Raw genomic sequence first — 21,287 nt, 5'->3', positions numbered from 1 at the left:
CACTAGAACGTTCTAGAGTCGGATCCCGTGGACAACCTGACCGCCGGCCGCCGCTGGGCAGCCCTGCTCGCCCTCTCCCTGGGCGGTTTCGGACTCGGCCTCACCGAGTTCGTCGCCATGGGACTGCTCCCCGAGATCGCCCGCGACCTCCTTCCGGCCGATTACGCCCACTCCGCGCCGGACGCCGTGGCGACCGCCGGCTGGATGATCACCATCTACGCGCTCGGCGTCGTCGTCGGCGCGCCCTCGATCGCCGCGCTCACCGCCCGCGCCCCCCGCCGCCGGCTGGTGCTCGGCCTGCTCGGCCTCATGGTCGCGGGCACCGCCGCGTCGGCGCTCGCCCCGACGTTCGAGCTGGTCCTGGCCGGTCGGTTCGTGGCCGCGCTCGCCCACGGCGCGTACTTCGGCGCGGCCGGCATCCTGGCCGCGACGATCCTCGGCCCCGGCAACCAGGGCAAGGGCGTTGCCATGGTGATCGGCGGCCTGACCGCGGCGAACCTGCTCGGCGTCCCGCTGATCACGGCGCTCGGCCAGTCGCAGGGGTGGCGGGCGGCCTATCTCGCGGTCGCTGCCGTTTTCGCGCTCACGCTTGTGGCGGTGCTCGTCACCGTACCCTCGGTGGCGGCCGCTCCCGGCGGCTCGCCCCGCGCCGAACTACGCGCCTTCCGTTCCCCGCAGGTCTGGCTGGTGGCCGCGACCGTGGCGATCGGCACGAGCGGCTTCTTCGCGGTCAACAGTTACGTCGCGCCGGTCACCACGCAGATCACCGAACTGTCCGCCGGGACGGTTCCGTGGGTGATGGCCGTGATGGGCCTCGGCATGACCGCGGGCATCGCGATCGGCGGAGTGGCGGCCGACTGGAATCTCCGGCGTACCGTGCTGATCGGGTTCGTCGCGATGCTGGCCTCGGTCGTGGTCTTCGCGCTCACCGCGGCCCACCCGGCGGGCCTGTTCCTGGGAGCGTTCCTGACCGGCGCGGCCAGCCTCTTCATCGTCCCGGCGCTGCAGGCGCTGCTGATCGCCGCCGCGCCCGACGCCCAGCTGATGGGCGCCGCGGTGAACCAGTCCTCGCTCAACATCGCGAACAGCATCGGGGCGGCTCTGGGCGGGGCGGCGATCGCGGCCGGTTGGGGTTATCTGTCGTCGGCGTGGCTGGGCGTGGGGCTCACCGTGGCGGGGTTGCTGCTGGCGGTGGTGAGCTTCCGGACATTCCGGGCGAACACGTCGCAGGCCGCGGAGCACCGGGAGCCGGTCGGGGTCTGAGCCGGGTCAGCGGCCAGGCCGATCCGGCTCACCGAAACAGCGGCCGGCCTGCCGGCCTAGCCCGGCCGAGCGAGACAGCGCCCGGCGGGCCGGGCCGCCGGGCGCGGCTCAGCGGAACCAGGGCTCGAGGGCCGCGTCGACCGCCACCTCCACGGCCCGCTGCACGGCTGCCGGGTCGTCCGCGCTTCCCTCATCCTCCAGCAGCACCTGCAGCGCGCCGGTGACCGCGCCGACGAACGCGCCGGTCAGGGCCGCCGCGCGCACCTCGTCGAGCCGCTCCGGGAAGGCGGCAGCCAGGTGCCGGGCGATCTCCCGCTGCGCGTCCATCTGGATCTGCAGGGCTCGGCCCCGCACGACCGGCACCGTGCGGATCAGCCGCAGACGCAGGGCGGCGAGCCGGCCGGCGAGGTCGTCGCTGTCGTCACCCACCTGGCGCAACGCCCGGAGCAACACCTCGGCCGGCCCGTCCTCGGGGCCGCGCGCCTCGATCGAGTGGACGGCGGCGTGCACCCGCTGATCGGCCTCCGGGAAGAGCACGTCCTCCTTGCCGGGGAAGTAGCTGAAGAAAGTCCGCGTGCCGATGTCGGCGGCGCCGGCGATCTGCGCGACGGTCGTCGCCTCGTAGCCCTGCTCCTCGAACAACTCCGCGGCGGCGGCGATCAGCGCCTCACGAGTGCGGGCCCGCTTGCGATCACGAAGTGACACGACGCCAGTATACGCACCCACTGCGATTCAGCATTAAACGCGAGTCCGCACTCATTGCAATTCTGCACTCAGTGCGGATAGCGTGGCGGCATGCCCAACCACACCGCATTGATCTCCGGAGCCGGCGTTGCCGGTCCCACAGTCGCCTTCTGGCTCGCCCGGCACGGATGGTCGGTGACGCTGGTGGAGCGGGCTGCGGCGGCGCGTTCCAGCGGGAGCCCTGTTGATATCCGTGGTCCGGCAGTGCCCGTCGCCGGCCGGATGGGGGTCATGCCCCGCCTGCGCGCCGCCGCCACACACGCCGCCGCCATGCGGGTGATCGATAGAGCCGGCCGCCGGATCGCCCGCATCCCGATGCCCGCGTCGCGCGGCCACGAGGTCGAGATCGGTCGCAGCGACCTCGCCGCGATCCTTCTCGACGTCGCCGGCGACGACATCGAGGTCATCTTCGGCGACTCGATCGCCACCCTGCACGAGGACGCGACAGGTGTCGACGTGACGTTCGAGCATGCCGCGCCCCGCCGGTTCGATGTGGTCATCGGCGCCGACGGTCTGCACTCGACGGTCCGGCGGCTCGCGTTCGGGCCGGAGTCCGCGTGGGTCGAGGATCTGGGGCTTCGCGTCGCCACCATGCCACTCGGTGGCCCGGCCGAGGTGCACGACGAGGTGCTGCTCTTCAATACGCCGGGCCGGCTCGTCTCGATCCATCCCGCTCGGGGTGAGGCCATCGCGGCGTTCATCTTCCGCCAGACGCCGGCCGCGGACCGCTCTCCCCGCGAGGCGGTCATGGAAGCGTATGCGGAGGTTGGCTGGCGCGTTCCCGAGCTGCTGGACCGGCTTTCGCGCGACGGCGACCTCTGGTTCGACGCGGTGAGCCGCGTCAGCCTGCCGTCGTGGAGCAGCGACCGGGTGGTTCTGCTCGGCGACGCCGCGTCGTGCGTGTCGCTCTTCGGCGACGGTTCGACGCTGGCGATGACCGGCGCGGACACTCTCGCCACCGCACTGGCCGAGACTCCGGAGGACCCGAAAACGGCCTTCCGGCGGTACGAATCACGCCACCGCACCCTGGTCGACCCGAAACAGCGCAACGTCCGCCGGGCGTCCGCGCTGCTCGTGCCCGCCACCCGTCCCGGCTTGGCTGCCCGCAACGCGGCCGCCCGCTGCATGAGCCGAGCCTTCACCCGATGACACTCGGCCGCTGAGTCAGCTCAGGCGGCCCACCGCCTCCGCGTAGTAGAGGGAGCTCTCCAGGTGAAACGCGATCTGCCGGACCGACCAGGCTTCGCCGTCGCGGCGGTCGAGGTCCGTGGCGGAGAGGCCGCCGAGCCGGAGCTCGAAGATCTGGGCGAGCCGGGTCAGGCGGCTGTGGGCTTCCTCCAGGTCCTCCTTCGTGAAGGGCGCCAGGTCGGCCGGCGTGGTGCTGGCCGATGCGTGCCACGCGTCAGGGATCGTCGGGGCGTGGGCCGAGCTCGGGTCAGTGCCGGCAACACGTCACTGGAAGATGGCGATCGGATCGATGATGAGCTTTTCGCGCTGCCTGTCCCACGTCTGCACCTTGCCTAGGCACCGCGCCTGGAACTCCCCCTCCGGCACGTCACGCCGGATGCCGCTGCCCGAGCACCGGAACAGCGCCTGGACCACGCCCCCGTCCTGGCGTTCCCCGCACGGCGCCTCGAAGATCACCGTGTCGCCGCTCTCCGCGGCCATCCGGAACGTGCCACGGACCGACACATACGACTCCAGCTGACCCAGCTCCCGGACGGTGAAGGACGCCGGATCGGTCAGCACCGTGGTCCTGAGCGCCTTCGTCAGCGCCCGCCCCGGCTCGATCGCCCCGTTGACCAGGTCGATGTAGACGATGTCGTCGGCCTTCTCCAACACCTCCATGATGATCCGGATGACGGTGATCGGCTCGGCGGTCTCGATGTAGTCGCGGAAGACCTTGCGGTCGACGGTCCGGCCGCCGCCGACGCCGAAGTTCTGGAAGGCCGCGTTGACGTTCGCCTCCTTGGTGCTGGAGATCTCCTCGCGCACCTCTTCGCGCAGCGCCCTCTTGTAGGTGCCGCCCAGATAGAGGTCCATCACCGAATCGTCATGCAGATAGAAGGTGATTCCCCTGACCGGCTGTCCACGGCCGCGCAGCATCCGCCAGCGGGCGAACAGGGTCCAGCACGTCGCGACCAGCGTGATCACGGTGGCTGCCCAGATCAGCATCCACGGCCACCAGACGCTCCACCACGCGCTATCCACAGCCGCGCACATCCTTGAAAGCGTCCGCGAGCGAGTCGGTGGTCGCCGCCGCGGCGCGCCCTCCGGTCGCTTCCGCGGCGGTGCGCAGGGCGCTGCCGTCCGCCTCGCCCACACCGATCATGTACGCGGGAACGGCGCGCACCGGTCCGGGCAGGGCTCGGTGCTTCGACAGGAAGGCGGCGAGACCGATGCCGGCGTTGCTCTCGCCGTCGGTCATCAGCACGATCGACGTCGGGCGATCCGGTTCGGCCCGCGCCTTCTGATAGGCGTGCTCCAGTGCCGACCACACCGCGGTCCGCTCGTCGTACTCCTCCGCCGCGAGGAACGCCCGCATGGCCCGGACGTCGTCGTCGCCGTCGACGGTGAACGTGCGTTCGCCGAGGACGCCCTCACCGAAACGGATCAGCGTGATCTTCTCGCCCCGATGGAAACGGGTGAACTTGCCGGACGGGGTCCGGTCGACACCGCTGAGGCCGTTGAAGACCGACCGGAGCCGGTTCATGCGTTCCCCCTTCATGGATCCGGAGAAATCGAGGACGAAGATGACGTGTCCGGGCCGGCCGGGTTCGGCGCGATAGTTCGCCAGCAGCCGGTCGATGACGTCCTGCCGGTCCGGGAAGTACAGCGAGTTGCCGATCGGCGCGGTCAGCCGCGGGTCACGGGTCACGGCGGGGTTCATCGGGCGGCGCAGGGTCTGCCGCATGATCTTCTGCTGCGTGGCGTCGCTGGTCAGCCAGGTGACCGCCCGGTCGTATGCGGCGCGGTGCTCGGGACGCAGCAGCATCAGCGGATATTCGGAGAGGACGATCCCGTCCCGGGGGTAGCGGATCTCCAGGGGTTCGGCGAGCCGTCCGCTGGCGTTGAGGGAGAGGAGCACCGACTCGTACGAGATGAGGACATCGGCCGGCGCGGCGACGAAGGTGTCGGCGAGCGCGGCGGTGGTCGGCGCGGTGAGGGTCTGCCCGCTGAAGAATCCGCCGAGCCGGTCGCATGTCACGTCCTCGGGCCGGAGCGCGCGCCCCTCCCCCGTGGCCGCCGTCGCGACGCCGATCAGGGCGGCGAGCCCGCTGGCGGCCTGTTCCGGATCCGCCATCGCGAAGGTGAGCGCGCCCGTCGCTGCCTCGTCGGCGATGTCCGCCCAGGTCGGATCGCCGAGCCGGGCGGCGACCGCCGGTTTCACACCGATCGCCACCGGCGAGCCCATGATCTTGGTGGAGAGCGGCATCGGGCCGTGGTATCCGGCGGCGTCCAGGGTCAGCTTGAGGTACCGGTCATCGGAGAGCCAGGCCAGGTCGTGCCGGTATTTCACCGGGTCGAGGGCCCTGTTCGCCGCGACCGTGCCCTGATAGTCCATGACCAGGTCGATGCCGGTCTCCCGGCGCAGGTCGGCGAGGATCGGCGTCATGTCGGCGAGTTCCGAGCTGGCGAGCACCCTCAGGGTGATCGGTTCCGGTTCCTCCGCCGTGCAGGCGGTCGCGGTGGCGACGACCAGCCCGAGCGCGAGAGCGGCCGGGCGCCACCTCATCGGGGGCATCCTCCGACCTCGCCGATCATTTTCTCCAGCACGTCGAGGACGGGCAGTTCGGCTTTGGTGAGGTTGCCGCTGTTGTCCGGCGCGGGGATGCCGCGCTCGGCCAGGTACTTCCAGAGCTGGTCGCTGCTCGCTGCGCTCGTCGGGTCGAGCACGCGATAGCCGAGTTCCATGGCGCGGCGGCGCAGCTCGGGGTCGCTGCCGAGGAGGCGGCCGAGGCGGTCGGCCCCGGCGTTGAGCGGGATGAACTCCGGGTCGGTGAGCATCCCCTGCTGCGGATAGAGCAACACACGGTCGGTGTCGGGCGCGCCACCGGCCTCGGCCTGACGCACCTGATAAGCGAGGTACTGATGCTCGTAGACCACGACGATCGGGGCTTTGCCCTTGCCCTCGGGGGTGACATAGGAGGCGAACAACTCCTGGTCGTGCATGCCCTGCATGCCGAGCAGCGGCTTGATCGCGGCGGTGACGGCCGGGGCCTCGGCCGCGTTCGGCGGGGCATTCGTGCCGTTCTCGACGAAGGCGGTCAGGGCGAGGAAGGACTCACCGGCGTTGGCGTGACACGGGCTGGGGCTGTGCGCGATCACCCGGTTGCCGTTGCTGATCGTGCTGCCCTGACCGTCGGCCTGCCGTTCCAGCCGCAGATCGTTCCAGGTCCGGCCCTCTTTGATCAGCGTCAGGAACTTGGCGGTGTCGAGGATGTAGTAGTACGGCGTGCCGCCGAGCGTGTTGCGCTGGGTGGTGGCCACACCCGCGGCGACGAGCGTCTCGGCGTACTGGCGGAAGGTGGCGAGCACGAGCGGTGTGGCGAACGGTTTGCTGGTCTGCGGCACACCGCCGCTGGTCTGGGCGAGACGCTGGCGGACCATGTTCGCGGCGGGCCGGCCGGACGGGAACACGAAGTCGTACCCGGTGAAGTCGTGGGTCGCCAGCTCACGCGAGCCGGTGTTGGTGATGTGCACGCGGATGTGGTGCCGCAGCAGGAGACGCCGCATCTCCGGGTCCTCGAAGATCTCACCCTTGGAGCCGGTCTTGCCTTCCAACGTCAGCTCCTGCTGGAAGGGCAGGGCCAGGTTGCCGGAGATCAGCAGGAGTACCAGACCTGTCGCGGCCGTCGTGGCGAGCGGCGCGAACACCTTGAGGAAGGAGGGCGACCAGAATCGCCGGTGTCGGATCGGCAGCCGCGGCGGTTCGTGCACCGCGACACTGCTGGAGGTCACCCATCGAAAATATCGAGCATTGCCCTCTCACAGGGGACGTCATTCCGGCCAATTTCTGGCATTCGCGATCCGAATCAGCACGTCATGGCATTGTCGATCCGATTGAGTCGCCTGACCGAAATGCAATGTTCACCGTACGGCCCCGCAATGTTCGACGAAGCTCGAGTACCTGTGAACGTGATCGCGCTGTGACCAGATGAACTTTCTTTCACAAGCCTCGACGGATCTTCACCCGTAGCTTTAACGTTGGCCGCTCGACGAAACCTCGGGTAACGGAAGGTAACGAAATGACCGCAGCCACGGTCGACATCGGCACCCATTCCGACGGGACTGTCATCATCGCGCCGCACGGCGACCTCGGTGACGACGACGCGGTCGATCTGCGCCGCACCCTGATTCAGGCGATCCGCCACACCCGCCCGCTGCGGCTGGTGCTGGACCTCGGTGACGTGGGCGAACTCGACCCGATCAACCTGGGGACGCTGGCTGCGGCCTGCCATCTCGGTGACGACCACCAGGTCGCCGTCTTCCTCGACCACCCGCGTCCGGAGGTGGCGAATCGGCTCACCGCGGCCGGGGTTCCGGCACACCGGATGCGCCACATCATTTGACCCACCAGCTACGCCACAGGCTGCGCCGGAACGAGTGAGACTGCGCCACATCAACTGATTTCGGACCACCGCCCGGGACCGCGAGTGACCCGTACCATTGGATCCTGATGTGCTTGTAACAGCCGCGTTCTGTTGTGTGACCATGCCACGCGAGCGCCGAGCATCCGCATTCCGATCGGAGTCCCATGTTCCCCCGCACCACCCCTGATTCGTCCCTCCTGCGCGGTGTGACGCAGCGGCGGCTGGGCCGACGCGACGCGTTGCGGCTCGGTGGCCTTTCCGCGCTCGGCGCGACCCTGGCCGCCTGCGGAGTGGAAGGCAAGGGCACCCCGACGGCGAGCGTCGACACCAGCACGATCGCCACGTTCTGGGCCGGCAAGCAGCAGAACAACAAGGTCGACTTCGCGAGCTGGCCGCTGTACATGGATCCGAAGAAGCCGGAGCTCGCCAAGTTCACCGAGAAGACCGGCATCCAGGTGAACTACCAGGAGGTCATCCAGGAGATGGGCCCCTGGTTCGCCAAGGTCCAGCCTCAGCTGTCGGCAAAACAATCCATCGGGTACGACCTGATGGTCATCACCAACGGCACCCAGTTCGGCCAATTCCGGTCGGCTGGCTTCCTGGCTCCGCTGGACCACAGCCGGCTGCCGAACTTCACCGCGAACGCCGCCAAGGCGTACACGACCGAGACGTTCGACCCGGGCAACGTGTTCAGCGTGCCGTGGGCGTCCGGCATCACCGGCATCGCCTACGACCCGTCGAAGGTCGACCGGCCGATCACCAAGCTCGCCGACCTGTGGGACCCGGCGTTCAAGGGCAAGGTCGGCATGATGTCCGACCTGACCGAGCTGGCGAACTTCGGCATGCTCGCGGCGGGCGTCAAGCCGGGCGAGTCGGACGAGGCGGGCTGGAAGAAGGGCGCGGCGAAGCTCAAGCAGCAGAAGGACGCGGGCATCGTCCGGCAGTACTACGAGCAGGACTACGTGGACGCGCTCGGCAACGGCGAAGTGTGGATCACCCAGGCCTGGTCGGGCGACATCTTCCAGAAGAACCTCTCCGACGGCACGAACCTCAAGTTCGTGATCCCCGAGGAGGGCGGCACGATCTGGACCGACAACTTCGCCATCCCGATCACCGCGGCGAACCCGGTGGACGCGCTCATGCTGATCGACTTCTTCTACGAGGTGGAGAACGCGGCGGCGCTGGCCGAGTACATCAACTACGTGTGCCCGGTGCCGGCCGCGCAGGCGCAGATCCGCAAGGACGCCGCCGAGCTCTCCGGCGACGACAAGAAGGAGATGCTGGCGGTCGCGGAGAGCTCGCTGGTGTTCCCGAGTGAGGCCGACTACGAGAAGCTGCACTACTACGTCAGCTTCAACACCGCCGAGGAACAGCAGAACTTCACCTCGGTGTTCGAGCCGATCGTCCTGAGCTGAGTTCCGGGGGCCTCGAGGTAAGGCCCCCGGCACTTCTCACGCGGTGACTTCTCACGCGGTGACTTCTCACGCGGTGACGACGGATTCGATCTTGGAGACTTCCGAGGAGACCGTGTCGGCGGAGATCAAGTCGCTGGCCTGCGAGGTCAGCACGGCGGCCCGGGTGTCGAGGATGCTCTTCGCGGTCCCGCTGGTGTAGAGAGCGGCCTTCAGATCGGTCTGGGCCTTCGTGTACGCGGCCGCGAACGTCGTGTTGGCCTGGAAACGCGTGACGAGGATGTTGCTGCGGCCGCCGAAGCCACCGCCGCGCTTCCCATCGCCGCCGGGCGCCGTTCCGCCGTTGGCCGGGGCGCCGCTGGGAGCCGTGCCGGGGAAGCCGCCACCCTGAGCCCCGCCGCCCTGATCCCCTCCGCCTTGAGCCCCACCGCCCGGCATCCCACCGCCGCCGCCCATCCCGCCGAACGCCAGGTTGAGGTCCCACGAGACCACGGTGAAGATCCCGGTGCCGCTGGTGTACCGCAGATACGAGTTGTTGCCCGGCCCGTCGATGTCGTCGGAGTTCTGCACCAGCTCCTGGAACGCCAGGTACTTCGCGAACGCGTCCACGTCGAGTTTCGTGCTCAGATCCGAGCCGAACGTCGCGTCGTCCGACTCGTTGATGAACTTCAGGAACGCGATCAGCGGCGTGAGGTCGTCGGAGTCACCGCTCTCCTGGTCGAAGACGTCCTCGTAGCCGGCCGCGTCCTCGCCACGGTAGGAGTAGTCGCCGTTCGCCTCGGCCTTGTAGAGGATGCCGTCGCCGTCGAAGTTGTCGGCCATCCACTTGTCGCCCGGGTTCTCCACGACCAGGCGCAGCACCTGGTCGCCGCCGTTGACGCGCAGCCGGGTGGAGAACGACTTCTCGGTCGCCAGCCCGGCCTTCCCGAGCAGTTCCAGCGCGACCGCCTCGTTGAGCGCGGACTCCGAATTGTTGGAACGGACGACGAACTCGGTGTAGCCCTGGTGGGCCTGCCCGTCCACGTACTTGTCGAGCCGGATCAGCCAGGGCAGATCCTGCGGGTCGTCGGCGGAGATGCTGTTGCCACCCGGCCCGCCGCCGCCTTGACGCTGATCGTTGGTAGCCGCAGCGCTGGACGACGAGGTGGTGGTGGAGGAGGACGAGGACGCGGTCAGCCCGCGCAGCGACGAGTTCCCCTTCAGCCGCAGCCCCGCCTTCTCATAGGTGACGCCGTCGACCGTCACGGTCGCCTCGATCCAGCCCTTCGACTCGTCCTTGAGATACGCCGCGATCATCGCGTCGTACGCCGTGTCGTCGAAGGTCATCGTGATGTCGTGCACCACGCTGCTGTCGAAGATGGTGGCGCTCGCACTCCCCGGCGAGGAGCTTTTCGTGGCGGCGCAACCTCCGAGCGCCGCCACGCCGAGAACTCCGGCAAGCGCGGCACCGAACTGGCGGCGGGTGAGGTCGATCTCGTCGCGCTCGAGCTGCCAAGCGAGCCGGCGCAGCGCGGCGCCGTCGATCTCCGGGCAGGCGAGGACCACGACGGTGTCGGCGTCGGAGCGGCTGACCGCCAGCGCGACGCCGTCGAAGGTGCCGTAGATCGGCGGCATGCCCTCGACGAACCGGCTGCGGGTGACGCCGGGCGGCAGGCAGGCGCCGATCACGCCGAGACCGTGGTAACGCTCGCGGCGCAACCGGCGGGCCATGTCGGCGACGGCGCGTTCGTGCCCGACCAGAATGACCCGGTGCAGCCGTTCGCCGCGGGCCCAGGAACGGTGCAACATCTGCCGGGCGAGGTACCGCGCGAAGATATCGACGGCGATGGCGAGTGGCATCGCGATAATCACGTAACCGCGCGCCAAACGAAGGTCGAACGCGAACGAAACAATGGCGAGGCCGGCGGTGAGCGCCAAACCTGATCGGAACACCCGCGCGTACTCGTCGGTGCCGACGAACAGGTGGCGCGGCTCGTAGGCCCGGTTCATCGCGAGGCAGGCGATCCAGGCCAGCGGCAGGACCGCCGTGATCAGCAGATAACCGCGGTTGTACGGCTCCGTGCCGGTCGATCCGAATCGCAGAACGAGCGCCCAGGACGCTGCACACAGACCGACCAGGAAGTCGATGAGGTAGAGCCGCCGGGCATATCGGCCCTGCCAACCGGCTCGCGCTCCGGTGGCCCGGGGGCGGGAGCTGAGCAGTCGTGCCTCTTCAGCGAGATCGAGCGTCTCCACTGATTCGATTGTCTGCACGCCCATGCCCCCGTATCGACTGCGATCAACCTTTGGTCCGTTTTTCCCCGAGCCGGACATCAGACTGAAATCTTCCCTGGGCGGAAACCCATGAGACACACCAGACAGACTGCTGACCCACGCACGATCGCGCTTCATCTTTCCGTTCGACAGGAATGGCGGATCGGATGAGGCCGGAAGGCATAGCACCGTAAGCCATCCGAATCGGACCTGTCCGAAATATTCCTATGGATCATCTCGAACCGCCTCCCGAAACCGCTTCCGTCGCCCCCGGCTACCACCCGCCCCCCAGGCGGTCAATCGCCCACTTAGGACGTACGGCTGTAGTGATTCCGACGCAGTGACTCCGCGTAGTTCTGGCACTCCTCGTAGCGAGGCAGCAGACCCTTGTCACGCGCCTCCTCGAGCGACGGCGCCTGCGCGTCCTTGCCCGAGAGGAGCGGCGTCTCCGCAGGCCAGGCGATGCCCAGCGTGGGGTCGAGCGGGTGGATGCCGTGCTCCCGGCCGGGCCGGTACTCGGTCGAGCAGAGGTACGCCACCGTGGCACCCTCCGTCAGCGCGCAGAACCCGTGACCGAGCCCCTCGCCCAGGTACACCGCCTTGCGGTCCTCGTCGTCGAGGCGCACCGACTCCCATCTGCCGAACGTCGGCGAGCCGACCCGGATGTCAACGATGACGTCGAGCACGGCACCCTTGACGCACGTCACATATTTCGCCTGACCCGGCGGCACGTCAGCGAAGTGGATCCCGCGGACGACGTCACGCGCCGAGACGGAGAGGTTGCCCTGAGCGAGATCGAGCGGGTGCCCGACGGCCTCGGCCAGATGGTCGAAGCGGTACCACTCGAGGAACGAGCCCCGGGCGTCGCCGTGCTGCACCGGCGTGATCTCGAAGGCGCCCTCGATGCCCAGTGGACTGATCTTCACAGCACTCCCCCAAATCGGCCCGCAGAAAGTAACCGGACCAGATACTCGCCGTAACCGCTCTTGAGCAGGGGTTCGGCCAGCTCACGCAGCTGATCGTCGGAGATGAAGCCGAGTCGCCACGCCGCTTCCTCGACGCAGCCGATCTTAAGGCCCTGGCGTTCCTCGATCACCCGCACATACTCCGAGGCCTGCACCATGGACTGGAACGTCCCGGTGTCGAGCCAGACCGTGCCGCGATCCAGAACCGTCACGTCGAGCCGGCCCTGCCGCAGGTACTCCTCGTTCACCGCGGTGATCTCCAGCTCGCCGCGCGCGCTGGGCTTCAGGTCTCCGGCGATCTCGACCACGTCGGCGTCGTAGAAGTAGAGACCGGGCACCACGTACGTCGACTTCGGCCGCTCCGGCTTCTCCTCGATGGAGAGCACTTTGCCCGATTCGTCGAATTCCACCACGCCGTAGCGCTCCGGATCGGCCACCGGGTACGCGAAGACCCGCCCCCCGGCCGGCTCACCGAACCGGGCCAGCTGCCGCCCGAGCCCCACGCCGTGGAAGATGTTGTCGCCCAGGATCAGCGCCACCGGCTCGTCCCCGATGAAGTCGGCGCCGATCCGGAAGGCCTGGGCGATCCCGTCCGGTTTCGGCTGCTGCGCGTACGTGAGCGACAGTCCGAACTGCTTTCCGTCACCGAGCAATCGCTCAAAGTGAGGCTGATCCTCGGGCGTGGTGATGACGAGGATCTCGCGGATCCCGGCCGATACCAGAGTGGTCAGCGGGTAGTAAATCATCGGTTTGTCGAAGATGGGCATAAGCTGTTTGGACATGGCCTTGGTAATCGGCCAGAGTCGGGAGCCGGTACCTCCGGCCAGCAAGATTCCACGCACTGGGGAACCCTAAACAGTGGGTGCCAGCGTCTACACTCCCCACCCGTGCAGATTTTCGTAACCGGTGGTGCCGGCTTCATCGGATCGGCCTACGTCAGGGCCCTCTTGCAGGACGAGTACGCAGGTGCGGCGGGCGCATCGGTGACCGTTCTGGATCTGTTGTCCTATTCGGGTAATCGCGAAAACCTCCCCGTGTCGGATCCACGACTCAATTTCGTGCAGGGCGACATCACTGATTCAAACCTGTTGCACGACTTGCTTCCCGGTCATGACGTGGTGGTGCATTTCGCCGCCGAATCCCATGTCGACCGGTCCATCAACTCCGCTGTGCCGTTCGTCACCACGAATGTGCTGGGCACGCAGGTGCTGCTGGACGCGGCCCGCGCCGCCGGGGTCGGCCGGTTCCTGCACGTCTCCACCGACGAGGTCTACGGCTCGATCGACGAGGGCTCGTGGACCGAGAGCTGGCCCCTCGCCCCGAATTCCCCGTACGCCGCCTCCAAGGCCGCCTCCGACCTGATGGCCCTGGCCGCGCACCGCACGCACGGCATGGACGTGGTGGTCACGCGCTGCTCCAACAACTACGGGCACCACCAGTTCCCGGAGAAGGTCATCCCGCTCTTCGTCACGAATCTGCTGGACGGCAAGAAAGTGCCGCTCTACGGCGACGGCGGCAATGTTCGTGACTGGCTGCACGTGTCCGATCACTGTCGAGGCATCCAGCTCGCGCTGGAGAAGGGCCGCGCCGGCGAGGTCTACAACATCGGCGGCGGCACGGAATTGAGTAACCGCGAGCTCACCGAGCGTCTCCTGACCGCCTGCGGCGCCGACTGGGACAGTGTCGAGCTGGTGACCGACCGTAAGGGACACGACAGGCGCTACTCGCTCGACATCTCGAAGATCAGCACCGAGCTGGGGTACGAGCCACAGGTCACCCTGGACGACGGGCTGGCCGCAACCGTCGCCTGGTACCGCGACAACCGCGGCTGGTGGGAGCCGCTCAAGTCCCGGAGCGCCCTCTGATGCGCTGGCTGATCACCGGGGCCGGCGGCATGCTCGGCCAGGACCTGCAGAAAGTCCTCAAGGGTGACGACGTCGTCGCTCTGGGTCGCGCCGATCTGGACATCACCGATCCGGCAGCGGTCCGAGCCGCCACCGACGGCGCGGACGTGGTGATCAACGCGGCCGCCTGGACGGACGTGGACGGCGCGGAGTCGAACGAGGAGGCCGCCACCGCCGTCAACGGCCACGCGGTCGCCGGTCTCGCCGCGGTACTCGGCGACCGGCTCATCCACATCTCCACCGATTACGTCTTCGACGGCACGGCCACCTCTCCCATTCCGGAGGAGACGCCGCAGGCGCCGCTCAACGCGTACGGCCGGGGCAAGGCGGTCGGCGAGAAGGCGGTGCTCGCGGCCGGCGGCTACGTCGTGCGGACCGCGTGGCTCTACGGCGAGCACGGCCCGAACTTCGTGCGGACCATGCTGCGGCTGGCCACCGAACGGGACACCGTGGACGTGGTCGACGACCAGGTCGGCCCGCCGACCTGGTCGTTCGCGCTGGCGCAGCAGCTGGTCGCCCTGGGCCGCTCGGACGCCGCCCCGGGCGCCTATCACGGCACCGCGGCCGGCTCGACCACCTGGTTCGGCCTGGCCCGGGCCGCTTTCGCCCTGGCCGGGCACGACCCCGATCGGGTACGCCCGACGACCAGCGACAGGTTCGTCCGGCCGGCCCGCCGCCCCGCCTACAGCGTGCTCGGCCACGACCGCTGGCAGGCCGGCGCCGGCGTCGACCCGCTGCCCGACTGGCACGCCATGCTCACCGAGGCGATGCCCGCGCTCCGGGCGTGACGCCGGTCAAATTACCGAGGGCAGAATGAACTTCACGGGGTAGACCTACGTTCATGACACTCTCCAACAGCGGCACGATCGCCCTGGGCGGCAGGAACGTGCACCGGCTCGGCTTCGGCGCCATGCGGATCACCGGACCCGGCGTGTGGGGTCCGCCGCGCGACCCCGCGGCGGCGGTGGCCGTGCTGCGCCGATCCGTCGAGCTCGGTGTCACGTTCATCGACACCGCCGACTCCTACGGCCCCGACGTGTCGGAGAACCTGATCCACGAGGCCCTGCACGACGGCACCGGTTACGGCGACGTGGTGATCGCGACCAAGGGCGGCTTCACCCGCCAGGGCCCGAACATCTGGCAGGCCGTCGGCCGTCCCGAGTACCTGCGCCAGTGCATCCTGATGTCGATGCGCCGCCTCGGCGTCGAGCAGATCGACCTGTGGCAGCTGCACCGCATCGACCCGCTCGTCCCCCGCGACGAGCAGTTCGGCGTGCTGCGCTCCTTCGTCGACGAGGGGCTGGCGAAGCAGGTCGGTCTCTCCGAGGTCTCGGTCGACGAGGTCAAGGCCGCGCAGGCCGCCGGCGTGCCGGTCGCCTCGGTGCAGAACCGCTACAACCTGGGCGACCGGCGTGCCGAGGAGCTCCTCGACTACTGCACCGAGCAGGGCATCGCGTTCATCCCGTGGGCGCCGGTCGACGCGGGCGCCCTGGCCCGCCCCGGCGGCCCGCTCGAATCCGTCGCCCGGGCCCATCCGGGTACGACCACCGGCCAGCTCGCGCTCGCCTGGCTGCTCCAGCGGTCACCCGTGATGGTCCCGATCCCCGGCACGTCCTCGGTCGCCCACCTCGAGGAGAACCTCGCGGCCGCCGACGTGAAGCTGACCGAGGACGAGTACCAGACCCTCGCGAAGGCGGTCTGACTCACGCCGCCACGTTCCACGCCGCGAGGTGGACGACGACCTCGCCGGCGTCGTCGTCCTTCTCGTCGACGGTCAGCTGCACCAGCGTGTCACCGTCGGCCTGTTCACCCGGCGTGAGCAGGCAGTACGTCCGGTCGTCCCGCAGCTTCAGGGGCGCGTCGCCGGCCGGGTCGTCGCGGATCGCCGCGGCGCACTCGTCCGGCGTCGCCGCGGCCGTGGAGATCGTCGCGGCCTGCACGTCGGAGGTCGGCTCCAGCATCAGGTCCCCGGTGTCCGGCACCGCGGAGATCGCCACCGCGCCCGCGCCGCCGGGCGAGGTGCGGGGCTCGGCCAGGTCGATGGCCTGCGGTTCCTCGTCGTCCACCGGGACCGTCAGCGACATCGCCGCGTAGTGCACCGCGAACGGCTCGGGGTCCCCGGCCGTCGCGGCGCCGGTCGGAGGCCCGCCTGCGGCGCCGGTCGGAGGCCCGGCTGCGCCACCGGTCGGAGGCCCGGCTGCGGCACCGGTCGGGCTCGGGACGGCGTCTCCGGCCGGGGTCGCGGGGGGCGTCGCGGCCGGGGACGCGGCCGCGGCGGTCGGCGCGCCGGTGGGGCCGGTCGCCGGCGAGTCACCGGCGGGCGGCTCGGCGATCGGCGGGGCGACGGTGGCCCGGGTGGCGGGGGACGTCCGCGGGGGCGTACCCCCGGGAATGTGGTCTTGATGGTGGTCTCGCGGGGGCGTCGCCGGTCGATCGTGACCCGTCCCGTGGGTGCGGGCGGAGGGCGTCGCCGCCGGAATGATCGGCTGCGCCGGCACGTCCGGCACCCTGACCTGCGGATTCTCGGTGCGCGCCTGCATCGCCACCACCCCGAGACCGCCGCCGGTCAGCGCGGCCAGGAGCGCCGCGAGCCCCGCCGTCGTGCCCACCCGCAATCGGAACCGTTCCCGCCACTCGACCCGCTGCCGGGCGGGGACGGCGGCGGGCCGGCGCGCACGTTCGCGAAGATCGGCCAACCCGGCCTCGACGTCGAACGCCGTCCCGGCCAGCGCCTCGTCCTGCGCGCGGCGCAGCAGCTCGTGCTCGTCGGTCGTCAGCAGGGGCTCATTCTTCACGGCCGCTGTCCTTCCAAGCTTGAAGCTTCGTCATCAACTTCCGGCGGGCCTCGTGCAGATGCGAACTCACCGTGGAGTTCCGCATGCCGAGCTCAGCGGCGATCTCGCGGGGCTTGAGCCCCTCCTGCGCCAGGACCATGACCTGGTACTGGCAGCCGGTCAGCGTCCCGACCAGCCGCAACGCCTCGGCGCCGGCCGAGTCACGCTCGGCCGGATCCCCTCGGTCCACCGATTCCTGCCGAAGCCGCATCCCCAGCGCGGCGTCACGCTGCTGCCGCCGCCACACGTCCGTGATGGCATGCCGCAGCGCCCGGTCCGCGTACCCGAAACGCTCGCCGGGCGACAGCGCGCCGACCTTGCGCCAGCGGCCGAGGATCTTGAGCATGACGTCCTGGACGACGTCGTGGGCGTCGTGCTCGCTGAGGCCGCGGGCCAGCGCCCGGCGGTGAAAGCCGGGCGCCACCTCGCGGTAGAAGTCCTGGAAGTCGGCGCCGAGCGGGTCGTCGTCCCGCTTCTCCGGGATCGCGGCCGCGGTCTGCGTCACCATGGCCGCTCGTCCGGCCCGCTCTCGTCGTGGCCGGGGCATTCGCCGGGGCCGGGCTGCTCGCCGCTGCGGCCCCGGCACCAGCTCATCCGGACCTCGACCCACCGCTCGTCCGGCGGATCCGTCGGATCCGCGAGGTCCGCCGCGTCCGACCGGCGGAACCGCACCCCACAGAGCGCGGCCACCATCACGTTGATCAGCTGCGTGACGAGTGCGCCGGCCAAGGGATCCCAGATCTCCACTGCTTCCTCCTGTGTGCCACGGGGTGGCTTTCAAGAGGAAAACGGAGTTATGTCCAAAACATCCAGGCGAGGAAGAGGGGTTCCCGCTGAAGTGAGCGGCCTGCATTAAGCTTCGGCGACCCCGATCGAGCCGGAGCTGACGAGAGCTTTGAAGATCCAGAACCATTTCCCTGTACGGCTACGTCTCGCGGCCGCCCCGATACTGCTCACGCTCACTGTCTGCCTGGTCGGGATCGGTCAGCGGCAGTTCTGGCGGGACGAGCAGGCGACGTGGTGGGCGAGCGCTCTGCCGTTCGGTGACCTGCGCCGGCTGATCGAGCAGGTCGACCTGGTGCTGCTGCCGTACTACCTCTTCATGCACGTCTGGATCGCGATCTTCGGTAACTCGGAGACCGCCATGCGCGTACCGTCGGCGATCTTGATGGGTGTGGCGGCCGGGCTGCTTGCGCTGGTCGGCAGGCGGTTGCTGGATGCGCCGACAGGTCTGTTGGCGGGCCTTCTCTTCGCGCTGGTGCCGGCCGTCTCCCGGTACGGCGGTGAGGCCCGGCCCTATGCCGCGGCCCTCGCCGCGACGCTCGGCGCGACCCTGCTGCTGCTCCGGGCCCGCGACAAGCCGTCGCCGTGGCGGTGGGCGCTGTACGGCGTCTCGGTGATCTGCATCGGACTCGGCCACCTCGTGTCGCTGAGCGTGCTGGCCGCACACCTGGCCCTGGTGATCGCGGCCGCCCGGACCGATCGCCGGGTGCGGATCGGATGGGCGGCATCGGTCACCACCGCGCTCGTCGTGCTCGCGCCGGTGATTCTGATCAGCCGGCGTCAGAGCGGACAGATCGCCTGGATCGAAGAGCCGACCTGGGAAGTCCTGCGCGCGTTCCCCGGCGAGGTGTTCGTCAGCGGACCGGTGGCCGCGCTCGTGCTGATCTCCGGGCTGATCGGCATCGGACTCCTCCTCACGAGCAACCGAACTGCGGCGACCACCCTGCTGCTCTGGACGCTGCTGCCACCGGTCCTCGCCTACCTGAGCTTCGACGTCCTCGGCCTCTTCTACCACCGCTACTTCCTGTTCACCGTCCCCGCGTGGCTGCTCGCGGCGGCATGGGCGCTGCGCCGGATCTTCACCACCCGGCGCGCGCTCGTCGCGGCGGGCGTCTGCGCCGCGCTCGCGCTTGTCGCGACGGGCCTCCCCCAGCAACGTTTCGTACGGTCGAACGCCGTCGAGGACGAATACGCGTGGAAGGACGCCGCCCGCTGGCTCGACGAGCGGCTCCAGCCCGGGGACCGTGTCGCGTACACCGGTTACGTGCGGTTGCACCGGGGGTTCTCCTACGAGTTCAGCCGCCTGCCGGGCACCGACCCGGGCGAGGTCTACAGCCGGGTGACACGCCACGGCGACTGGTGGTGGGAGCACGACCTGGCCGCCGACCCGGAGGCCGCGCTCACCGGCGTCGACCGTTTCTGGCTGGTCGAGGCGAACCCGCGCACCGGCCCGCTGGGGCGACTGCGGGCCGGTGCGCGGGCTTACGTCAGCGAGCACTACACGGTCGCGGAGACCGGCTCTTTCCACCATCTCCGGGTGACCCTGCTGACCAGGCACGCGATCTCGCCCTGACTCACCAGGCCGGGTCAGGCGGGCACGCGCTCGCGCGCCGGAGCCTGACTCACCGCCGGCTTACCTGTCGGCTCAGGCGGGACCGGCTCGCGCGCCAACGGTGCGTTTCTGCAGGTCATTGGCGTTTGCAACGTTGTCGCACCGGTGCATGACGGCCTATCGTGTGTGCCGTGGACCACCACGAGCATGATCACTCGGCGCATCATCGGCTGCGGCATCTGCTGACGCCGCACTCCCACGACACCGCCGACAAGGTCGACAACGCCCTGGAGTCGTCCCGGGAGGGCCTCCGCGCGCTATGGATCTCGCTGGCCGGGCTCGGCGTGACGGCGGGACTGCAGGCGCTGATCGTCGCGCTCTCCGGCTCGGTCGCGCTGCTCGGCGACACCGTGCACAACGTCGCCGACGCGCTCACCGCCGTTCCGCTGGCCATCGCGTTCTGGCTGGGGCGGCGGGCCGCCACCAGGGCATACACCTATGGGTACGGTCGTGCCGAAGACCTTGCCGGTGTCCTCATCGTGGCCGTGATCGCGGCGTCGGCGGTGACCTCCGCGTGGTTCGCCGTGGACCGGTTGCTCGATCCCCGTACCGTCACGCATCTGCCCTGGGTCGCCGCCGCCGGCCTGGTCGGCTTCGCCGGCAACGAGGTCGTCGCCCGCTACCGGATCACGGTGGGCCGCCGCATCGGCTCGGCCGCCCTGGTCGCCGACGGGCTGCACGCCCGCACCGACGGGTTCACCTCACTCGCCGTGGTCCTCGCGGCCGGCGGCGCCTGGCTCGGCTGGAGCTGGGCCGACCCGGCCATCGGCCTGGCGATCACCGTGGCGATCATTCTCGTCCTCAAGGACGCGGCGCGCGAGGTCTACCACCGGCTCATGGACCGGGTCGATCCGGCCCTCGTCGACCAGGCGGAACGCGCACTGCGCTCGATCACCGGCATCCGCGGGGTGTCCGGGCTGCGGCTGCGCTGGATCGGTCACCACCTGCACGCCGAGGCCGGCATCGTGGTCGACGCCCGGCTCAGCCTGATGGCCGCCCACGAGATAGCCGCCGACGCCGAGCACCAGCTCACCCATCGTGTCCCGCGGTTGACGGGCGCCACGGTTCACGTAGACCCGGACAGCCACCCGGGCGACGACCACCACAGCGCCCTCTCCCACGGCCGCCGCGAACGCCTGACCACCCTCCCCTGACCCTCGCCGCCCCGCGCCCCGTACCTCGTGCCGCGCACCTCGCGCCGCCTGCCTCGTGCCGCGCACCTCGCGCCGCCTGCCTCGCGCCGCGCACCTCGCGCCGCCTGCCTCGCGCCGCGCACCTCGCGCCGCGTGCCCAACTCTCCAAGATCCGCTCCGAGCACCGGCCGAGCCGTAGCCCACGCAGGAAAATCCGCGTGGTCGGGCAGCACTCAGCACCAGCCGGACCGGCCGGTGTCCAGTGCTCTCAGCAGCGTGGTCGGGCAGCACTCAGCGCCGGCCGGACCAGCTGGTTCACGGTGTCGGCGCGGTCGGGTGATCATGCGGATGGGCGCTGCCTACACCGGGGCGGGGTTCAACTGGGCTGGGGCGGGTATCGGAGGGGGTGTAACCGGCTCGACTGAGGAGGCTCCTGATGGCGTTCGATGACAAGGTGGACAACAAGGCCGAGGAGATCGGTGGCAAGGTCAAGGAGGGCGTCGGCCGGGCGACCGATGACGAGCAGCTTGAGGCTGAGGGCCGCGCTGACCAGACCGGGTCGAAGTTCAAGCAGGCCGGCGAGAAGGTCAAGGACGCCGGCGAGAAGGTGAAAGACGCGTTCAAGTCCTGAACTCGGACACGGACGGACGGCCACCGCCAACGCCCCGGCGGTGGCCGTCCCCATGTCCCGAGGGTGCCGCCGGCCCGAGGGTGCCGGCAGCCCCAGCAGAGCGGCAGCCCCAGCAGAGTGGCAGCCCCAGCAGAGTGGCAGCCCCCGGCAGGGTGACAA

20 protein-coding genes are annotated in these 21,287 nt (G+C 69.6%); 10 read left to right on the top strand and 10 right to left on the bottom strand.

Translation table 11 applies throughout. The features are described from left to right. Positions 1 to 27: 27 nt before the first annotated feature. A complete protein-coding gene (locus AMIS_RS12095) occupies positions 28 to 1,263 on the top strand; it encodes an MFS transporter (protein ID WP_014442561.1) in 1,236 nt (411 codons plus the stop codon). Positions 1,264 to 1,371: 108 nt separating this feature from the next. On the opposite strand, the gene AMIS_RS12090 is transcribed toward AMIS_RS12095, so the two are convergent. After that, entirely contained in the window at positions 1,372 to 1,968 is a 597-nt protein-coding gene (locus AMIS_RS12090) for a TetR family transcriptional regulator (RefSeq protein ID WP_157434826.1), read from the bottom strand. Positions 1,969 to 2,058: 90 nt separating this feature from the next. On the opposite strand from AMIS_RS12090, the gene AMIS_RS12085 reads away from it, so the two are divergent. After that, the gene (locus AMIS_RS12085; protein ID WP_014442559.1) at positions 2,059 to 3,156 is read left to right on the top strand and encodes an FAD-dependent monooxygenase; all 1,098 of its coding nucleotides are present in this window, start codon (positions 2,059 to 2,061) and stop codon (positions 3,154 to 3,156) included. 303 nt (positions 3,157 to 3,459) lie between these two features. Here the strand turns inward: AMIS_RS12085 and AMIS_RS12080 are convergent, their stop codons facing one another. The 3 genes from AMIS_RS12080 to AMIS_RS12070 are packed head-to-tail and all read right to left on the bottom strand — an operon-like array spanning position 3,460 to position 6,969. After that, positions 3,460 to 4,218 (bottom strand): hypothetical protein, encoded by a 759-nt coding sequence (locus AMIS_RS12080; protein WP_157434825.1) that lies wholly within the window; start codon positions 4,216 to 4,218, stop codon positions 3,460 to 3,462. Beyond that, positions 4,211 to 5,743 (bottom strand): VWA domain-containing protein, encoded by a 1,533-nt coding sequence (locus AMIS_RS12075; protein ID WP_014442556.1) that lies wholly within the window; start codon positions 5,741 to 5,743, stop codon positions 4,211 to 4,213. The genes AMIS_RS12080 and AMIS_RS12075 overlap by 8 nt, the downstream gene beginning before the upstream one ends. Further along, positions 5,740 to 6,969 (bottom strand): hypothetical protein, encoded by a 1,230-nt coding sequence (locus AMIS_RS12070; RefSeq protein ID WP_014442555.1) that lies wholly within the window; start codon positions 6,967 to 6,969, stop codon positions 5,740 to 5,742. The genes AMIS_RS12075 and AMIS_RS12070 overlap by 4 nt, the downstream gene beginning before the upstream one ends. A 287-nt stretch (positions 6,970 to 7,256) precedes the next feature. Here AMIS_RS12070 and AMIS_RS12065 point away from each other — a divergent pair, with 287 nt between their 5' ends. Together AMIS_RS12065 and AMIS_RS12060 are read left to right on the top strand one after the other, a co-directional pair. Then, positions 7,257 to 7,580 carry an STAS domain-containing protein gene (locus tag AMIS_RS12065; protein WP_014442554.1) on the top strand — a complete coding sequence of 108 codons (324 nt, stop codon included), beginning with the start codon at positions 7,257 to 7,259 and terminating at the stop codon, positions 7,578 to 7,580. A gap of 185 nt (positions 7,581 to 7,765) precedes the next feature. Then, a complete protein-coding gene (locus AMIS_RS12060; protein WP_014442553.1) occupies positions 7,766 to 9,016 on the top strand; it encodes a polyamine ABC transporter substrate-binding protein in 1,251 nt (416 codons plus the stop codon). A 66-nt stretch (positions 9,017 to 9,082) separates the two neighbouring features. Here the strand turns inward: AMIS_RS12060 and AMIS_RS42560 are convergent, their stop codons facing one another. The 3 genes from AMIS_RS42560 to rfbA all read right to left on the bottom strand — a co-directional run bounded on the left by AMIS_RS42560 (position 9,083) and on the right by rfbA (position 13,073). After that, a complete protein-coding gene (locus AMIS_RS42560; RefSeq protein ID WP_197538002.1) occupies positions 9,083 to 11,248 on the bottom strand; it encodes a CotH kinase family protein in 2,166 nt (721 codons plus the stop codon). Between the two features lie 326 nt (positions 11,249 to 11,574). Then, the gene (locus AMIS_RS12045) at positions 11,575 to 12,192 is read right to left on the bottom strand and encodes a dTDP-4-dehydrorhamnose 3,5-epimerase family protein (RefSeq protein WP_014442551.1); all 618 of its coding nucleotides are present in this window, start codon (positions 12,190 to 12,192) and stop codon (positions 11,575 to 11,577) included. Further along, complete coding sequence (rfbA, locus tag AMIS_RS12040; protein ID WP_014442550.1) at positions 12,189 to 13,073, bottom strand: glucose-1-phosphate thymidylyltransferase RfbA; 885 nt, start codon at positions 13,071 to 13,073, stop codon at positions 12,189 to 12,191. The genes AMIS_RS12045 and rfbA overlap by 4 nt, the downstream gene beginning before the upstream one ends. A gap of 45 nt (positions 13,074 to 13,118) precedes the next feature. On the opposite strand from rfbA, the gene rfbB reads away from it, so the two are divergent. Genes rfbB through AMIS_RS12025 form a run of 3 tightly spaced genes read left to right on the top strand, consistent with a single transcriptional unit; the run spans position 13,119 to position 15,837 of the window. Beyond that, positions 13,119 to 14,096: a dTDP-glucose 4,6-dehydratase gene (gene rfbB, locus AMIS_RS12035; RefSeq protein ID WP_014442549.1), complete on the top strand. Its 978-nt coding sequence runs from the start codon at positions 13,119 to 13,121 to the stop codon at positions 14,094 to 14,096. Then, positions 14,096 to 14,923: a dTDP-4-dehydrorhamnose reductase gene (rfbD, locus tag AMIS_RS12030; RefSeq protein WP_014442548.1), complete on the top strand. Its 828-nt coding sequence runs from the start codon at positions 14,096 to 14,098 to the stop codon at positions 14,921 to 14,923. Before rfbB ends, rfbD begins: the two co-directional genes overlap by 1 nt. A 53-nt stretch (positions 14,924 to 14,976) precedes the next feature. Beyond that, positions 14,977 to 15,837 carry an aldo/keto reductase gene (locus AMIS_RS12025; RefSeq protein WP_014442547.1) on the top strand — a complete coding sequence of 287 codons (861 nt, stop codon included), beginning with the start codon at positions 14,977 to 14,979 and terminating at the stop codon, positions 15,835 to 15,837. 1 nt (position 15,838) lies between these two features. Here AMIS_RS12025 and AMIS_RS12020 read toward each other — a convergent pair whose 3' ends face one another. The 3 genes from AMIS_RS12020 to AMIS_RS12010 are packed head-to-tail and all read right to left on the bottom strand — an operon-like array spanning position 15,839 to position 17,716. Then, positions 15,839 to 16,930, bottom strand: a complete 1,092-nt coding sequence (locus tag AMIS_RS12020; protein ID WP_014442546.1) for a hypothetical protein — start codon at positions 16,928 to 16,930, stop codon at positions 15,839 to 15,841. Further along, positions 16,920 to 17,477 (bottom strand): RNA polymerase sigma factor, encoded by a 558-nt coding sequence (locus tag AMIS_RS12015; protein ID WP_014442545.1) that lies wholly within the window; start codon positions 17,475 to 17,477, stop codon positions 16,920 to 16,922. The genes AMIS_RS12020 and AMIS_RS12015 overlap by 11 nt, the downstream gene beginning before the upstream one ends. Then, on the bottom strand, positions 17,471 to 17,716 hold the full coding sequence (locus tag AMIS_RS12010; RefSeq protein ID WP_014442544.1) for a hypothetical protein: 246 nt from the start codon (positions 17,714 to 17,716) through the stop codon (positions 17,471 to 17,473). Before AMIS_RS12010 ends, AMIS_RS12015 begins: the two co-directional genes overlap by 7 nt. A 148-nt stretch (positions 17,717 to 17,864) precedes the next feature. Between AMIS_RS12010 and AMIS_RS12005 the strand changes: the two genes are divergently transcribed. The 3 genes from AMIS_RS12005 (at position 17,865) to AMIS_RS11995 (ending at position 21,128) form a co-directional block, all read left to right on the top strand. Next, complete coding sequence (locus AMIS_RS12005) at positions 17,865 to 19,325, top strand: glycosyltransferase family 39 protein (RefSeq protein ID WP_014442543.1); 1,461 nt, start codon at positions 17,865 to 17,867, stop codon at positions 19,323 to 19,325. Between the two features lie 170 nt (positions 19,326 to 19,495). Next, positions 19,496 to 20,518 (top strand): cation diffusion facilitator family transporter, encoded by a 1,023-nt coding sequence (locus tag AMIS_RS12000; protein WP_041829709.1) that lies wholly within the window; start codon positions 19,496 to 19,498, stop codon positions 20,516 to 20,518. Positions 20,519 to 20,933: 415 nt separating this feature from the next. Continuing rightward, positions 20,934 to 21,128: a CsbD family protein gene (locus AMIS_RS11995; RefSeq protein WP_014442541.1), complete on the top strand. Its 195-nt coding sequence runs from the start codon at positions 20,934 to 20,936 to the stop codon at positions 21,126 to 21,128. Positions 21,129 to 21,287: the final 159 nt, after the last annotated feature.

The sequence above is a fragment of the Actinoplanes missouriensis 431 genome (genome assembly GCF_000284295.1).
GTDB lineage: Bacteria > Actinomycetota > Actinomycetes > Mycobacteriales > Micromonosporaceae > Actinoplanes > Actinoplanes missouriensis.
This window is presented reverse-complemented; position numbering and strand designations above follow the sequence as displayed.

Excerpts from the sequence above, each read along its gene's own strand:
- AMIS_RS12085 (WP_014442559.1), top strand. The coding sequence starts at position 2,059 with ATGCCCAACCACACCGCATTGATCTCCGGAGCCGGCGTTGCCGGTCCC.
- AMIS_RS12075 (WP_014442556.1), bottom strand. The coding sequence starts at position 5,743 with ATGAGGTGGCGCCCGGCCGCTCTCGCGCTCGGGCTGGTCGTCGCCACC.
- AMIS_RS12065 (WP_014442554.1), top strand. The coding sequence starts at position 7,257 with ATGACCGCAGCCACGGTCGACATCGGCACCCATTCCGACGGGACTGTC.
- AMIS_RS12060 (WP_014442553.1), top strand. The coding sequence starts at position 7,766 with ATGTTCCCCCGCACCACCCCTGATTCGTCCCTCCTGCGCGGTGTGACG.
- rfbD (WP_014442548.1), top strand. The coding sequence starts at position 14,096 with ATGCGCTGGCTGATCACCGGGGCCGGCGGCATGCTCGGCCAGGACCTG.
- AMIS_RS12025 (WP_014442547.1), top strand. The coding sequence starts at position 14,977 with ATGACACTCTCCAACAGCGGCACGATCGCCCTGGGCGGCAGGAACGTG.
- AMIS_RS12015 (WP_014442545.1), bottom strand. The coding sequence starts at position 17,477 with ATGGTGACGCAGACCGCGGCCGCGATCCCGGAGAAGCGGGACGACGAC.
- AMIS_RS11995 (WP_014442541.1), top strand. The coding sequence starts at position 20,934 with ATGGCGTTCGATGACAAGGTGGACAACAAGGCCGAGGAGATCGGTGGC.